The organism is Nocardiopsis tropica, from assembly GCF_042660575.1.
Lineage (GTDB): Bacteria > Actinomycetota > Actinomycetes > Streptosporangiales > Streptosporangiaceae > Nocardiopsis > Nocardiopsis tropica.
On sequence record NZ_JBHSUF010000014.1, the window covers coordinates 112,391 to 126,439 of the forward strand.

Consider the following 14,049-nt stretch of genomic DNA (forward strand, 5'->3'; position numbering starts at 1 on the left):
CCCCCACAGGCCCGGCCGTCGGCGGTCCGGCGCCGTCACCGGCGGGGCGGTGTGCCGGACCGGACCAGGGCTCGCGCGAGGTCGACGGTCTGCGCCAGGGCGTCGATCGGGAGCGGCTGCACCGCGAGGGCGCCCTCGTGCAGCACGAGCAGCCGGGTGGCGAGGGCGGCGGGGTCGGGGCAATCGGCCGCGGCGGCGAGTTCCTCGAACAGGCTCAGCAGCCACAGCTTCTGGTCCGCGGCGACGCGGTGCGCGGGATGCGCGGGGTCGGGGATTTCGGCCAGTGCGTTGATGAACGCGCATCCGCGCGTGTTGGCCCCGCTCCAGGTCCGCAGGGCCTCGAAGGGCGCCGTGACGGCTTCGAGGGGGTCGTCGCAGGCGTCGACGGCGGCGCGGACGAGGGAGCGCCAGCGCCGGTCGCGTTCTGCGAGGTAGACCGCCACGAGGCGGTCCTTCGAGCCGAACTGGTTGTACAGGGTCCGCTTGGTCACACCCGAGCGCTCGGCGATCAGGTCCACCCCGACCGCCGTGATCCCGCGGTTGTAGAACAGCTCCTCGGCCGCCGCCGCGATACGGCGGCCCGCCGGTGACATGGGCTGTGCTTCCTGCATCGAGCACCCTCTCTGTTCGGTACGCCGTGACAGGAGTTTACAGATCGGTGTACCGTGGTAGAAGTTCACCGATCGGTATACCTACGAGGGGGTTCAGACGATGGACGTGTCCGAGACCATGCGCGCGGTACGGATCGCGGAGCACGGAGGACCGGAGGTCCTCGGGCTGACAGAGGTGGCCGTGCCCGCCCCGCAGGAGGGAGAGGTGCTGGTCCGGGTCGGCTCGGTGGCGCTGAACAACACCGACCTGTGGACCCGGGAGGGCGCCTACGGCCGCCCGGGGGACCCGGAGGCGCTGTCGGGCTGGCGGGGCCCGATCGAATTCCCGCGCATCCAGGGGGCCGACGTGGCCGGCCGGGTCGCGGCGGTGGGCGCCGACGTGGACGAGGCCCTCGTCGGCCGCCGGGTGGTCGTCGATCCGGCGATCTACGACACCGGGGGGTCGGACGCGAACCCGGTCGGCCTGATGGGGAGCGAGCGCGACGGGGGCTACGCCGAGTACGTGACCGCACCGGCGGAGCAGGCCCACGACGTGACGGAGTCCCCGCTCACGGACGACCAGCTCGCGGCGCTGCCGACCGCCTACGGCACGGCCCTGGGCATGATCGAGCGGGGCCGGATGCGGGAGGGGGAGACCGTCCTGGTGTCGGGGGCCTCCGGCGGCGTCGGTCTCGCGCTGATCCAGATCGCCCGGGCGCGCGGCGCGAGGGTGGTCGCCGTCAGCAGCGGGTCCAAGATCGGCGCGGTGCGCAAGGCGGGCGCGCACGAGGTCGTCGACCGCGCCCGGGACGTCGTCGGGCAGGTCCGCGCCGCCGCCCCGGAGGGCATCGACGTCGCACTCGACGTGATCGCCGGGGACCTGCTGAACGAGGGGCTTCCGCTCCTGCGCGAGGGCGGCCGGTGGGTCGTCGCCGGGGCGCTCGGCGGGTACGACGCGTCCTTCGACGTGCGCCGCCTCTACCTGCACAACGCGCAGCTGATCGGCTCGGCCATGCACACGCCCACGCACTTCGACCTCCTCATGGACCTGGCCCGCCGGGCCGCGATCCGACCCGTGATCGCCGCGGCGTTCCCGCTGGACCGGGCCGCCCGCGCCCAGGAGGAACTCGCCCGCCGGGGGCACGTGGGGAAGATCGTCCTGCACCCCTGAGGGGCCGCCCGCCCCGGTCGGCGGGCGCAGACGGGCGGCGGGCGCCCGACCGGGGAGCCCTCTGAGCGACTGCGCCCGCCTCGGGAGGCGCCGGAGCCTGGCCCGGGGCGAACCGGGAGACCACCGCGGCGACCACACGCCGGGACGCCGGGAGCACCCCCGGGGACCGGCGCCCCCGGCGCCCTTCCGGGCGTGACGCGCCGGGGGTGTCCCGTCGCAGCCCCCGGCCGTACGGCCGGGGGCTGCCGTCGTCCGGAGGCGCCCGGGGAACTGTTCGACGATCCGGCGACCAGGCCCGGCCCGCGTGGGCGCACAGCCCCTCCCCCGCCGGAGCGGAACGGTTTCTCGCCGTGTGCCGGAAGGGGCGTGTTTGAGCCATGGTTCTCGTGGCAGGGGATGAGGGACGGCGCGCGACGCCGTCGCCGGGAGCGGGAGGCCGCCGACGTGCCCTCGCAGGCCTGGGGGAGCGCCTCGGGCACGTCGGCCGCCCGCTCTCGTGACCCCTGCGTCAAATGTCTTATTTATGGCAATTTAATACTAAAAGTTACCTCTATACATTTTAGTCCCCTTCCTGAGGGAAGGATGGAGACGGCACTCGAAATGCCGGTGCTCTGCCGTCGCGGCAGTGACATACAAGGCGAACTTTCAGGGGGTCCCTCTTGTCCGTCACCGATACCGACGCGCTCCCAGCCCGCTCCTCCTCCGACAACAGACCCCTGATCCCGGCGCCGCGCCGCCCGGGACCGGGCGAACAGGATCCGGGCGAAGCCCTCCTGCGACAGCTCAAGGCCCTCGACGAGGACGACCCACGGGCGTGCACGCTCAGGGATCGGGTCGTGTCCCACTACGCGCCGGCCATGAAGCGGATCGCGCACCGCTACGGGGGCCGCGGGGAACCGGTGGAGGACCTGTACCAGACGGCGATGGTGGGCCTGTGCAAGGCCATCCGCGGCTTCGACCCCGACCGGGGCGTGCCCTTTCTGGGCTACCTGATGCCGACCGCTTCCGGCGAGGTCAAGCGCCACTTCCGCGACCACACCTGGGCCATGCGGGTGCCCCGGTCGGCCCAGGAGAACCGGATCCGCCTGCACCAGGCCCGGCAGGAGATGACGCAGGAACTGGGGCGCACGCCCACCGGCGACGAACTCGCGAGCAGGCTGGGGATGACCCGCGAGCAGCTGGACGAGGTCCGCCAGGTCTCCGACCTCTACCGGGCCCTGTCGCTGGACGCCCCCGACGGCTCCGAGTCCGACGGGGAGGTCACGCCCTCCCTGGAGGAGCACCTGGGCTGTGAGGACCACCTCCTGGACCTGGTGGTGGACCGCGAGGCCCTCAAACCCGCCCTGGCACGCCTTCCCGAGCGCGAACGCCACATCCTCATGCTGCGCTACTTCCACGACCACACCCAGACCGAGATCGCCGAACGGCTGGGCTACTCCCAGATGCACATCTCCCGCCTCCTGCGGACGACCCTGGACCAGCTGCGCAAGGACCTGGGCATGGACACGGCCGCCTGAGGACCGCCACGGGAAGAGGCGGGGCGGGACCCACAGCGCCCGCGCCTGCCGGCCGGGAGGCACCGCCGTACAGGACACGCCTCCCCCGACGGGAGACACACGCCGGGAAACCCTGGCGATCACCTCCGACCCCGTCGGCATGGAGACGGAGCCGCCACGACGGGCACCGGCCCGGCGCGGCTCCGGGGCAGCCGTTCGGCTGCCGCCCGTCATGGGCTCCGCCTTCGAGGGGGTTTCCGCAGCCGCGCCCGGGGCCCGTACGCACCGGAGCAGGGCGGGGGCGGGGTTCCGCGGTCGTCGCACGCGGCGGTGTGTACCTCCCGGGGGGTCAGGGCAGTGGGGTCCTGGCCGAAGAAACCGCGAGACCGAGGAGGTCGTCATGGCCGAGCCGGAGAGCCCGCTCAAGGACAAGAACTACAACCTGGTCTGGGCCGTGCACCAGTCGCTGGAGAACGTGTGGCGCCTGGACGGCTACATCAAGGACGCCGAGCGCCAGGGCGACGAGGAGCTCGCCCGCTGGTTCCGGAGGATCCAGGAGAACAACCAGAAGGCCGGCGACCAGGGCAAGAGGTTGCTCGTCGAACGCATCACCAAGGAGAACGGCTGAGCCTCCGCCCACGGCCGCACCCGGACACGGGAGGGCGCCCCGGTCCCGACCGGAGGCGCCCTCCCCTCTTCCGTGCTCCGGCGCCGGTCGGCGCGGAACGCCGGGCAGTCGCCGGGTTGCGTGGGAGCGGACACGTGGCTCGCGGCCCGGAATGACCGGTCGCCCCTGTCCGGGCTCCACGGGTACCGGCCCGTCGATCGCCTGCCGGGCAGCCGTCAGGGCAGGCCGGGCCCGGACACGACCGCGAGGCCACCCACGCCGCGCCGCACTGCCGGGACGGACCCCGGCCCCCTTTCTTGATCGTACGATCCAGATAGGTTACGGTGGGGCCATGGCAAGAACCCGTGAGTTCGACACCGAGGCGGCCGTGGGCCGCGCCATGGAGCTGTTCTGGACGCGCGGCTACGAGGCGACCTCGGTACGCGACCTGACCCGGCACCTGGGGGTCGGCCAGGGATCCCTGTACGCCGCTTTCGGCGACAAGCACGGCCTGTACCGGGCCGCACTGGAGCACTACCGCTCCACCCTCGCGGCGGCCGCCCTGCGCAGCCTGGAGGAGGGAGCGGACGTCCGCTCGGCGGTCCGGGGGCTGCTGGCGGAACGGGTGCGCATCGCCGTGGAGCACGACGGCAGGGGCTGCCTGATGGTCAACGCCGCCTGCGAGCGCCTGCCCGAGGAGCCGTCCGTCCGGCGCATCGTGCGGGACGTGCAGGACGCGAGCCGGGAGGCACTGGCCGAGGTGCTGACGGTCGCGGCGGAGCGGGGCGAGATCTCGGCGCGGCACGACCCGCACACCCTCGCCGCCTTCCTCATCACCTTCCTCAACGGACTGCTGGTCTCCGCCAAGGTCACGCCGGACGCCGGCGCCCTCGAGCCCCTCGTGGAGGTCGCACTGGCCTCCCTCGACTGACTGCTTCATGCCCTGAATCTGTATCGGACGATCAAGAAAGGCGCCGGAGACCGCGAGCACGCGACCGCCGATCCCGCGCCACCGACAACCGAGGAGGACCCATGTCCCCTGCCCCCACCCCGAGCGCGCCCCCTCTCGGCGGCAGCCGCTGGAACACCCTTCCCGCGGACGGCGCCGCCCTGACCGCCCGCGACCTCCTCACCGCCACCGAACCGCTGCTGCAGGGCGTCATCGACGCCGGCGGCCTCACCGGAGCCGACCGCCCGGTCCTGGAGGCCCAGATCCGTGCGACGCTCGCCCTCGGCACCAGAGAGACCTCCCTACCGCTGGCCGTCGGCCCGGACAGCGCCTCGGCAGTACGTGAACTGGGCGCCCAGGCCGAGACGATCGGCCGGGAGCTGGCCTCCTGGTCCGCCGCGGCCCTGGAGAGGCTGCTCACCGACCCGGTACCGCTGCCCGCCGGACCGCTGGTCGTGCGCAGCCACTGCTACGGCCACCTGCTCACCGCTCCCGCGGCCGGCCTCCTGCTCCGCGGCCCGCGCGGCGGGCCCGTCGCCATGCAGCTCTACAACGAGTGGCTGCACCAGGTCGTCCTGCTCCGCGACGCCCTCCTGCCCTTCACCAACTGGCAGGACGTGCCGCTCCTGACCACCCCGACCGGACTGCGGCACACCGAACCGGCCCGCGACGCCTTCCTCACCGAACTGCTGGTCCGGCAGATCCGGCATCCCAGCATCGTGGCCTTCGCCCGCCATGCCGTCACCGGCACCGGCGGCCCCGCCGGCTACGGCTTCGAGGCGGGCGGCGGCACCGCCCTGCCCGCCGTCCTCGACCGTCCGCCCCTGACCGCGCCCCGGCACCTGCTGACCTGGCGCTCCTCCCCCGCCGCCGACGAACCCGTCACGTACGTCGCCGAGGAACAGGACTACTACGCCGCACCCCGCACCCTCGTCGAGGACCTGCCGCCCGCAGCCCCCGCGCCGGGGCCGCTCACCGCACGCACCGTCACCGGGCTGCCCGTCGACGGGACCCGCACCGCCCGCATCGAGGTCACCGGCGAAGGCGCCACCGTCCGCGTCGATCTCGGCCAGGCCCTGCGCGGCCACCGCTACGCCCACCGGCCGGCCCCCGCGGCGGGCGACGCGCACCCCGGCACCGGCTCCCGCGCCACGGCCGTGTGGTCGGCGCTGAGCGCACCGGGGCTGGTGTGGACGCGAACGGGCGAGACGACCCTGGACGCCGCCGGGCAGAACGACCTCGTCGCCCTGGCACTGCTCGGCCGGCTCTACCCGGAGAACGTCACCCTACGACCGGTCGGCGGCTCCGCTGCCCGGGGAGCCGGGGCCGGCGCCGGCCCGGGCCGCCTGGTGGTCCTCACCGACCCTCCCCGGGCCCTCTGACACCCGCACCGCGCAGTACACACACAGGGAAGAGGAAGAACATGATGTTCGACCATGACGGAACGCACCTCCGTACCGGCCGTGCCGCCGTCAACGGAACGAGCCTGCACTACCGGACGGCCGGGGCCGGCCCCGCCGTGGTGCTGCTGCACGGCGTGCCCAAGACGGGCTACCACTGGCGCCACCTCGTCCCGAAACTGACGCCCCACCACACCGTCGTCGTGCCCGACCTGCGCGGTCTCGGCGACTCCGCCCGCCCGGCGGACGGCTACGACTCCGCGACGATGAGCGACGACATCGCCGGACTGATGACCCACCTCGGACACGAGACATACGCGGTGGTGGGAGAGGACTGGGGTGCGGTGATCGGCTACCAGCTCGCCGCGCGCCACCGCGACCGCGTCACCGCTCTCGTGTTCGCCGAGGCCCTGTTCCCCGGCTTCGGCTTCGAGGACCACACAGCGCTCACGCCAGAGAACGTCTCCAGCGGCATGCACCTGTGGCACCTGGGCTTCTACTTCCAGCCCGACGTGCCGGAGATGCTGATCAGCGGGCACGAGCGCGAGCTGATCACCTACATGATCAAGTCCGAGCGCAGCCGCCCCGACACCGCCACCCCCGACGCGGTCGATGAATACGTGCGCTGCTACTCCATGCCCGGCGGCATCCGTGCGATGCTCTCGATCTACCGGGCGATGCTCGTCGACGCCGAACAGAATCGGCAGACCGCACAGAAGAAACTGGACATCCCGGTCCTGGCACTGGGCGGATCCGCGTTCATCGGCGATCGCAACGAGTCCCAGATGCGGCTCATGGCCCACGACGTCACCGGACACGTCTTCGACGCCGGCCACGATCTGGCGGAGGAAGTACCCGACGAAATGGCCGATGTCGTCCTTCCGTTCCTGAGCGCACACGTGTGACCGCGCCCGACCGACGAGCGGCCCTGTCGGCTCCGCGGTCCCTCACTCCTCCCTCCGGCTCGGTTCGGCGCGGCCACCGCCCCCGGTCCCGGATACGCCGGCCCTCCGGGCGACCACGGGGATGAGGAGGGCCGTCGCCATCGCCATCACGCCGATCAGGGCCATGGAGAACGGGATCGCGCTCGGCGCCGGAAGGTCGTCGGCCGCGACGATGAAGCCGGGGAGCAGGAACAGCAGGAAGGTCGCCGCCCCTTCGGACCGCGGTCCGTGCCGGCCCGCGCCGGGCGATGGAGAGGAATCAGAAAAAGTTCGGAAGACCGTGTCGAGAACACGTGGCCCGCTCCGTCCCCGTGGTGAACGCGACCACAATGGGTCGCACCAGCACCGAGGAGAAGCACGACGGCCAAGTACCTGCTGCTCAAGCACTACCGTGGCGCCCCGCCCGCGGTCAACGACGTGCCCATGGACCGGTGGACGCCCGGGGAGATCTCGGCCCACATGCAGTACATGCAGGACTTCGCGGACCGGCTCGAGGAGAGCGGCGAGTTCGTGGACGGGCAGGCGCTCGCCCCCGAGGGGACGTTCGTCCGCTACGACGGCGAGGGGCGCCCGCCCGTCACCGACGGCCCGTTCGCCGAGACCAAGGACCTCATCGCCGGCTGGATGGTGATCGACGTCGACAGCTACGAGCGCGCCGTCGAACTGGCCGGGGAGCTGTCGGCCGCCCCCGGGGCGGGCGGGGAGCCGATCCACGAGTGGCTCGAGGTGCGCCCGTTCCTGACCGCCCCGCCCACCATCACGGAGTGACACTGTGGACGAGCTCCTTCTGCGGAGCCTGACGCCGGGCGTGCTCGGGATCCTCGTCCGCCGCGGAGCCGACTTCGCGGCGGCCGAGGACGCAGTCCAGGACGCGCTGGTCGAGGCGGTCCGCACCTGGCCTTCCGACCCGCCGCGCGACCCCAAGGGGTGGATGGTCACCGTGGCCTGGCGCAGGTTCCTCGACGCGACCCGGACCGACACCGCCCGCCGGAGGCGCGAGGCCCTCCTCGACGAGGAACCGGCCCCGGGACCCGCGCCCGCGGTGGACGACACCCTCCAGCTCTACTTCCTGTGCGCCCACCCGTCGCTGACGCAGGCGTCCGCCGTCGCGCTCACGCTGCGCGCCGTCGGCGGGCTGACCACCCGCCAGATCGCCCGGGCCTACCTGGTGCCGGAGGCGACCATGGCCCAGCGCATCAGCCGGGCCAAGCGCACCGTCTCCGACGTGCGCCTCGACCGCCCCGGCGACGTCGACCTCGCCGCCGAGGCCATCCGCCTCACACGCCGGCTCGCGCCGGCCGTCGACCACCCGGAGGCGGCGGGACTGCTCGCCCTCATGCTGCTCCACCACGCCCGGCGCGCCGCCCGGACCGCGCCCGACGGCAGTCTGGTGCCGCTCGCCGAGCAGGACCGCGGTTCGTGGGACACCGCCTCGATCGCCGAGGGCGTCCGGATCCTGCAGGCGGCCCTGGCCCGCGACCGGCTGGGCGAGTTCCAGGCCCAGGCCGCCATCGCGGCGCTGCACGCCGACGCGCCCACCGCGCAGGAGACCGACTGGGTGCAGGTCGTCGAGTGGTACGACGAACTCGTACGTCTGACCGACAGCCCGATCGTGCGGCTCAACCGCGCGGTGGCCGTGGGCGAGGCCGACGGTCCGCGCGCCGGCCTGGCGGCGCTCGCGGACCTGGACGACTCACTGCCCCGCCACGGCACGGTGGCCGCCTACCTCCACGAGCGAGACGGCGACCCGGCGACAGCGGCACGGCTGTACGCCGAGGCCGCCCTCAAGGCGCCCAACCTCGCCGAACGCGACCACCTCATCCGCCGGGCCGCCGGGCTCAACGCCCGAGGGGGACGCTGAGGTCGGGCCCGGACCGGGCGGGACGAGCGGTCTGTAGGGTCGCGGTCATGGCCTCTACGGGAAGCGAGCACACACGCCTGGTGGTGATCCGGGGCAACTCCGGCTCGGGCAAGAGCACGATCGCCCGCGGGCTGCGCGCGGCGTACGGTCGCGGTTTGGCGCTCATCGAGCAGGACTACGTGCGCCGCACCGTCCTGCGGGAGAAGGACGTCCCCGGGGCGGCCGCCATCGGGCTCGTCGACCTGATGGCCCGCCACGCCCTGGACGCGGGCTTCCACGTGGTGGTCGAGGGGATCCTGTACGCCGACCGCTACGGGCCCGTGCTCACCCGCCTGGCCGACGAGCACCGGGGGCTCTCGCGCTGCTACTACTTGGACATTCCCTTCGCCACCACGCTGCGGCGGCACGCGACCCGGCCCACGGCTGCCGAGTTCGGCGAGAGCGAGATGCGTGCCTGGTGGCGCCCGCGCGACCTGCTGCCCGGCGGGACGGAGGCGGTGATCGGCAAGCACAGCACCCTCCGGCAAAGCCTGGACCGGATCCTCACCGAGAGCGGTCTCGGGGAGGGACGGCCGGCAGGCGGGGACGGTCCGGTGTCCCGAAGTTGACACTCTCTCCGGCAGGGATCACGGGCCGGGGTCGGCAGGCCAGTCCAGGCCGTGGTTCTCCTCCTCCTGGTCCCACAGGGCCAGCAGGCGGGTGTGGCGGGTGCGGACCACCCCGTCGGCGGGTGGAAGGGCCGGGTGGGCCAGGAACCGGGGGCCGGGCCCGCCGCGGTGCCCGCGCTCCCACCGGCGGGCATGGTCGGCCAGAAGGGTCACCATGTCGGCGGCGCCGGGCCCGTGGCCGCAGGCGACGAACTCGCACCGAGAGGGGTTCTGGGGCATGGCCGGAGACAACAAGTAGGCGAGAGAAGTGCCGTCCCACATCGCCGGGGTCAGGTCGCGGGTCATGGGCTTGTGGGGGAAGTCGTCGACGGTGCCGGTCAGGGTGGCGAAGTGGGGCAGTCGGGTCGCCATCCACATCTGCAGGGTGCTGAAGGGCTCCGTGCCGCCGATGCGGACCCCGGTGAACCGCTCGTGTGCGGGCAGGGCGAACACCCCGGGCAGGTTCTCCGGCGCGGGCACGGGGTCGGCGTCGGTGGTCAGTCCGACCGTGTCGGTGACCGGCACGGTGGCGGAGGCGGGAGCGCCCAGGCCCTGCATGGGGACGAACCCCGCGTGGTTGCCGGTCTCGCCCAGGAGCAGTCGGCCGTGGCGGGTGAAGGCGTAGATGCGCTGGAAGCCCCGCACCCCCAGCGGGAGTACGAGCCGTCCGCCCTCGACGAGCTGGTGGATCCAGGCCGGGGGCAGGTCGGTGGCGGCGACGGTGACGACGATCCGATTGTAGGGAGCGCCGTCGGAGCAGCCGTGTTCGGCGTCCCCGACGACCAGCTCCACCCGGTCCGCGTATCCGGTCCGGGTCGGGTGGGTTCGGGCGCGGTCGATGACCGCGGGGTCGATGTCGATGGAGGTCACCGCCCCGGTGGGGCCGACCATCTCGGCGATGAGCGCGGCGTTGTAGCCGCCGCTGCCCACCTCCAGGACCCGCATGCCGGGCCGGATGGCGGCGCGCTCCAGCATCAGGGTCTGCACCCAGGTCGCCGAGACGGAGCTGGTCGCGGCCCCGTCGTCGGTGAAGCGGGTGCGCAGCACCGTCGTCAGGTCGTACACCTCCCCCAGTGGGAATTCGGGGGCGAACAGGTGGCGTGGCACGGTGCGCACCGCCCGGACCACCGGCTCGGTGCGCAGGGCCTTGACGGCTTGCAGCCGGGTGATCAACCGCTCGCGCATCTCGTCGGCGCGGTCGGTGTCCGGGGCAGGGGCGTCCGGGGCAGGGGCGGAGGTGTCGGAAGTCGTCACACCGGCAGGCTGACCAGTGGTGATCCCCCGCGCGGGGTTTTGGCGATCTTGGGCGTGCGGCGTCCGGGAACTCGTGTGCGGGTCCGCCCCCTGCCCCCGGCCGGTTCCGGTCGGTGCCCGCGGGCCGCGTGGCCGGCGCGCGCGGTGGGGACGATGACGTCATGGATTCTTCATCGGAACACCCGGTGTGGTCGCGGAACCTGCGCACCGCCCGCACCGTCCGCGGGTGGGACCCGCTGCGTCTGGCCCAGGAGACGGCGTACGCGGTCGGCCGGGGAGCCGCCGAGACCCCCCGGAGCCTGGTGCGGCGTATCCGCGACTGGGAGGCGGGCCGGTACGGGCCCGGTGAGCGCCACCTGCTGCCGCTGGCCCGGGTGTTGGACGTGCATCCGGAGGATCTGGCCGTCGGCGCACGGGCGAAGCGCGTCGAGGCGGACCGTATCCGGGCGACCAGCGCCCACCTGGTGTCCCTGGACGGGACCCAGGGCGGAACGGACCTGGTCCCCGCAGCGGTGCGCGCGGCGCGCACCGCCCGCACCGCTGCCCGGTCCGGCGCCTCACCGGACGTGGTCTCGGCCGCCGCGGAGGCGTTGCAGGTGGCCGGGTGGCTGGCCTTCGACGCCGATGAACACGTGCTGGCCCGTAGGTTGACCAGCGCTTCGATCGTGACCGCACGGGCGGGCGGTGACCGTGGCGGCGAGCTGTTCGCCCTGTCCCAGCTCGCGATGCACGACGCCCACGAACACCGGCCGTCCCAGGCGCACCAGGTGTGCGAGCACGTCCTGGACCAGAAGCTCTCCCCTCGGCTGGCCTGCCTGTTCGAGCTGCGTCTGGCGCGGGCCCACGGGCAGAGCAACACACCGGTCCGTGCCCTGGCCACTCTGCGCCGGGCCCGCTCCCGCTTCCGGGAGGGCGCCGGCGACCACGACCCGCCCTGGACATGGTGGATCGTCGACAGTGAGCTGACCTGCCACGAGGCCATGATCCACGTCGACGACGGCCGGTGGGACAGGGCGCAGGAGCTGTTCGCGTCGGCTCGGGAGCACTGTCCGCCCCACCATCCGCGGGGGCCGCTGATCTACGCGGTCCACCAACTGCACGCCCTGGTGCGCCTGAGGGCATGGGCGGCCGCCCAGGAGGTGCTGACCACAGCGGTGGTCCCCCTGGTGGGACAGGTCCGTTCAGGACGTGTCGACGCCGTGCTGGCCCGCACCGCGCGCCTGGGCGCAGAAGCCTCGGCGCCCGCACCGTTCCGGGAGCTGATGCGGGTGGCGGTCGCCGCGGCGCGGTAGAGGTCTCTACGGCACGGACAGGGATCGGGCCAGGTCGACCCAGTCCCGCAGCAGCGTGCCGGCGGCGCCGGAGTCCACGGCCTGGGCGACCGTCGCCAGGGCGTCGGCGAACGCCGCGTCCAGACCGTGCTCCCATCCCCGGTCGGCGGCCAGGGCGCCGGCGGCGTTGGCCAGGACGACGTCCCGGACCGGCCCCCGCTCCCCCTCCAGGACCCGCCGCACCACACCGGCGTTGAAGACGGCGTCCCCTCCCCGCAGGGCATCGGGGCCGCAGCGGGCCAGTCCGTGCCCGGCCGTGTCCAGCCGCATCCGCTCCACCCGGCCGTCGGCGACCGCCCACACCCGGGTGGTCGCCGCGGTGGTGATCTCGTCCACCCCGTCGTCACCGTGCACCACCAGGGCGGTGGCGCCCCGGTCGGCCAGGACCCGGGCCAGCACGGGGGCCAGGCGGGTGTCGGAGCAGCCCACCAGGGAGGTGGAGGGGAGGGCCGGGTTGGTGAGCGGGGCCAGGTGGTTGACGGCCGTGGGCACCCCCAGCCTTCTGCGCACCGGGGCCGCGTGGTGCAGGCCCCGATGGAAGACGGGGGCGAAGGTGAACCCGATGCCGACCTCGTCGACGCACCGGGCGACCTGGTCGGGGCCCAGGTCCAGCGGGATGCCCAGCGCTTCGAGCACGTCCGCGGAACCCGCCCGGGAGGAGACCGAACGGCCGCCGTGCTTGACCACGCGGACACCGGTCGCGGCGAGCACGATCGCGGCCATGGTGGACACGTTCACGGTGTGGGCCCCGTCGCCGCCGGTGCCGACGATGTCGACGACCGCGGTGCCGTCCACCGGCAGGGGCACGACACGTTCCATGAGGGCGTCGAGCAGGCCCGCCATCTCGGCGGCGGACTCGCCCTTCGCCCGGAGCGCGACCAGGAACCCGGCCAGCTCGACGGGGTCGGCCGCCCCGTCCATGACCCGGCCCATCGCCCACCGGGTGTCGGCCGCGCTCAGGTCCTGTCCGCGCAGCAGCGCGGACAACAGCTCCGGCCAGGATCGGCTCACGGAATGCTCCTCGGGGCGTGTCGTTCTCCCCCGAGCGCGGTCACCGTCCAGGGCCCGGCCCACCGGCGGTTCGGGGAAGCCGTCGGCAGCACCGCGTGCGCGTGCCCCGCCGCCGGGAGGCGGCGGTCCGTGACGCTCACGGGTGGAACCTCCCCTGGCCGGGTCCGCGGTGGACGCCGCCGTCCCCGGGCGCACGAGCCGCTGCGGGCACGCACCCGGCTCACGCCACGGGGCTGACGCCGAGGTCGAGCACCCAGCGTTCGGCCGCCACGCGGGCCAGGTGTGCGACCTGGGGAAGGACCGAAGGCCCCCAGTCGAGCAGCTCCAACGCCTTGTCCAGAGGGAGCAGGTGGCGTTCGTGGATCCGGTTCTTGGCGGGGTCGGGATCGGGTGCGCGCTCGGCCAGGCGGTGCAGGCGGGCGGCCATCCTCACCTGCGCGAAGGGGGCTCCGGGCCCGTGCACGCTCTGGTAGCCGAGATAGACCGGGTCGGCCAGGGTGACCTGGACCTCTTCCCACACCTCCCGGCGCAGCGTCGCGGCCAGGTCGCCGCCGTCTCGGGGTTCGGGCTTTCCCCCTGGCAGGTTCCATCTGCCGAGGTCGCGCAGGAGCACCACGCGGGCGCGGGCGTCGAGCACCCATCCGTAGACCTGTCGAACGGGCAGGTCAGCAGGTGGTCGCTCGTCGGAGTGCCAGGTCAGGGACACCTCGTCCGGGCTGTTCATGGGAGAACTTTAGAGGGCTTCGGCCCGCCGGTCCGGTCGTTTCCGCATATTGCCCATGACTCCG

General features: G+C 73.5%; 15 protein-coding genes. 10 read left to right on the forward strand and 5 right to left on the reverse strand.

Annotated features, from left to right (window positions below; translation table 11 throughout):
* Nucleotides 1-35: 35 nt before the first annotated feature.
* On the reverse strand, nt 36-611 hold the full coding sequence (locus ACFQBR_RS22590) for a TetR/AcrR family transcriptional regulator (RefSeq protein WP_344177679.1): 576 nt from the start codon (nt 609-611) through the stop codon (nt 36-38).
* Between the two features lie 100 nt (nt 612-711).
* On the opposite strand from ACFQBR_RS22590, the gene ACFQBR_RS22595 reads away from it, so the two are divergent.
* The 6 genes from ACFQBR_RS22595 to ACFQBR_RS22620 all read left to right on the forward strand — a co-directional run bounded on the left by ACFQBR_RS22595 (nt 712) and on the right by ACFQBR_RS22620 (nt 7,118).
* Entirely contained in the window at nt 712-1,761 is a 1,050-nt protein-coding gene (locus ACFQBR_RS22595; RefSeq protein ID WP_344177681.1) for a zinc-binding dehydrogenase, read from the forward strand.
* Nucleotides 1,762-2,420: 659 nt separating this feature from the next.
* The gene (locus tag ACFQBR_RS22600) at nt 2,421-3,278 is read left to right on the forward strand and encodes a SigB/SigF/SigG family RNA polymerase sigma factor (protein ID WP_344177683.1); all 858 of its coding nucleotides are present in this window, start codon (nt 2,421-2,423) and stop codon (nt 3,276-3,278) included.
* Between the two features lie 379 nt (nt 3,279-3,657).
* The gene (locus tag ACFQBR_RS22605; protein WP_330158267.1) at nt 3,658-3,885 is read left to right on the forward strand and encodes a hypothetical protein; all 228 of its coding nucleotides are present in this window, start codon (nt 3,658-3,660) and stop codon (nt 3,883-3,885) included.
* Nucleotides 3,886-4,216: 331 nt separating this feature from the next.
* Nucleotides 4,217-4,795: a TetR/AcrR family transcriptional regulator gene (locus ACFQBR_RS22610; RefSeq protein WP_344177685.1), complete on the forward strand. Its 579-nt coding sequence runs from the start codon at nt 4,217-4,219 to the stop codon at nt 4,793-4,795.
* Between the two features lie 101 nt (nt 4,796-4,896).
* Complete coding sequence (locus tag ACFQBR_RS22615) at nt 4,897-6,195, forward strand: hypothetical protein (RefSeq protein ID WP_344177687.1); 1,299 nt, start codon at nt 4,897-4,899, stop codon at nt 6,193-6,195.
* Between the two features lie 41 nt (nt 6,196-6,236).
* Entirely contained in the window at nt 6,237-7,118 is an 882-nt protein-coding gene (locus tag ACFQBR_RS22620) for an alpha/beta fold hydrolase (protein ID WP_344177688.1), read from the forward strand.
* 42 nt (nt 7,119-7,160) lie between these two features.
* Here ACFQBR_RS22620 and ACFQBR_RS22625 read toward each other — a convergent pair whose 3' ends face one another.
* On the reverse strand, nt 7,161-7,283 hold the full coding sequence (locus ACFQBR_RS22625; RefSeq protein WP_378554344.1) for a hypothetical protein: 123 nt from the start codon (nt 7,281-7,283) through the stop codon (nt 7,161-7,163).
* 246 nt (nt 7,284-7,529) lie between these two features.
* Here ACFQBR_RS22625 and ACFQBR_RS22630 point away from each other — a divergent pair, with 246 nt between their 5' ends.
* The 3 genes from ACFQBR_RS22630 to ACFQBR_RS22640 are packed head-to-tail and all read left to right on the forward strand — an operon-like array spanning nt 7,530 to nt 9,626.
* On the forward strand, nt 7,530-7,925 hold the full coding sequence (locus ACFQBR_RS22630) for a YciI family protein (RefSeq protein ID WP_344177729.1): 396 nt from the start codon (nt 7,530-7,532) through the stop codon (nt 7,923-7,925).
* 4 nt (nt 7,926-7,929) lie between these two features.
* Nucleotides 7,930-9,018, forward strand: a complete 1,089-nt coding sequence (locus ACFQBR_RS22635; RefSeq protein ID WP_344177691.1) for an RNA polymerase sigma factor — start codon at nt 7,930-7,932, stop codon at nt 9,016-9,018.
* A gap of 47 nt (nt 9,019-9,065) precedes the next feature.
* Complete coding sequence (locus tag ACFQBR_RS22640) at nt 9,066-9,626, forward strand: kinase (protein WP_344177693.1); 561 nt, start codon at nt 9,066-9,068, stop codon at nt 9,624-9,626.
* Between the two features lie 18 nt (nt 9,627-9,644).
* Here ACFQBR_RS22640 and fxlM read toward each other — a convergent pair whose 3' ends face one another.
* On the reverse strand, nt 9,645-10,919 hold the full coding sequence (gene fxlM / locus ACFQBR_RS22645; protein ID WP_344177695.1) for a methyltransferase, FxLD system: 1,275 nt from the start codon (nt 10,917-10,919) through the stop codon (nt 9,645-9,647).
* A 161-nt stretch (nt 10,920-11,080) separates the two neighbouring features.
* Between fxlM and ACFQBR_RS22650 the strand changes: the two genes are divergently transcribed.
* On the forward strand, nt 11,081-12,211 hold the full coding sequence (locus tag ACFQBR_RS22650) for a helix-turn-helix transcriptional regulator (protein WP_344177697.1): 1,131 nt from the start codon (nt 11,081-11,083) through the stop codon (nt 12,209-12,211).
* A 6-nt stretch (nt 12,212-12,217) separates the two neighbouring features.
* Here ACFQBR_RS22650 and trpD read toward each other — a convergent pair whose 3' ends face one another.
* Together trpD and ACFQBR_RS22660 are read right to left on the reverse strand one after the other, a co-directional pair.
* Nucleotides 12,218-13,261: an anthranilate phosphoribosyltransferase gene (trpD, locus tag ACFQBR_RS22655; RefSeq protein ID WP_344177700.1), complete on the reverse strand. Its 1,044-nt coding sequence runs from the start codon at nt 13,259-13,261 to the stop codon at nt 12,218-12,220.
* 220 nt (nt 13,262-13,481) lie between these two features.
* Entirely contained in the window at nt 13,482-13,985 is a 504-nt protein-coding gene (locus ACFQBR_RS22660; protein ID WP_267945107.1) for an NUDIX hydrolase, read from the reverse strand.
* Between the last annotated feature and the right edge of the window lie 64 nt (nt 13,986-14,049).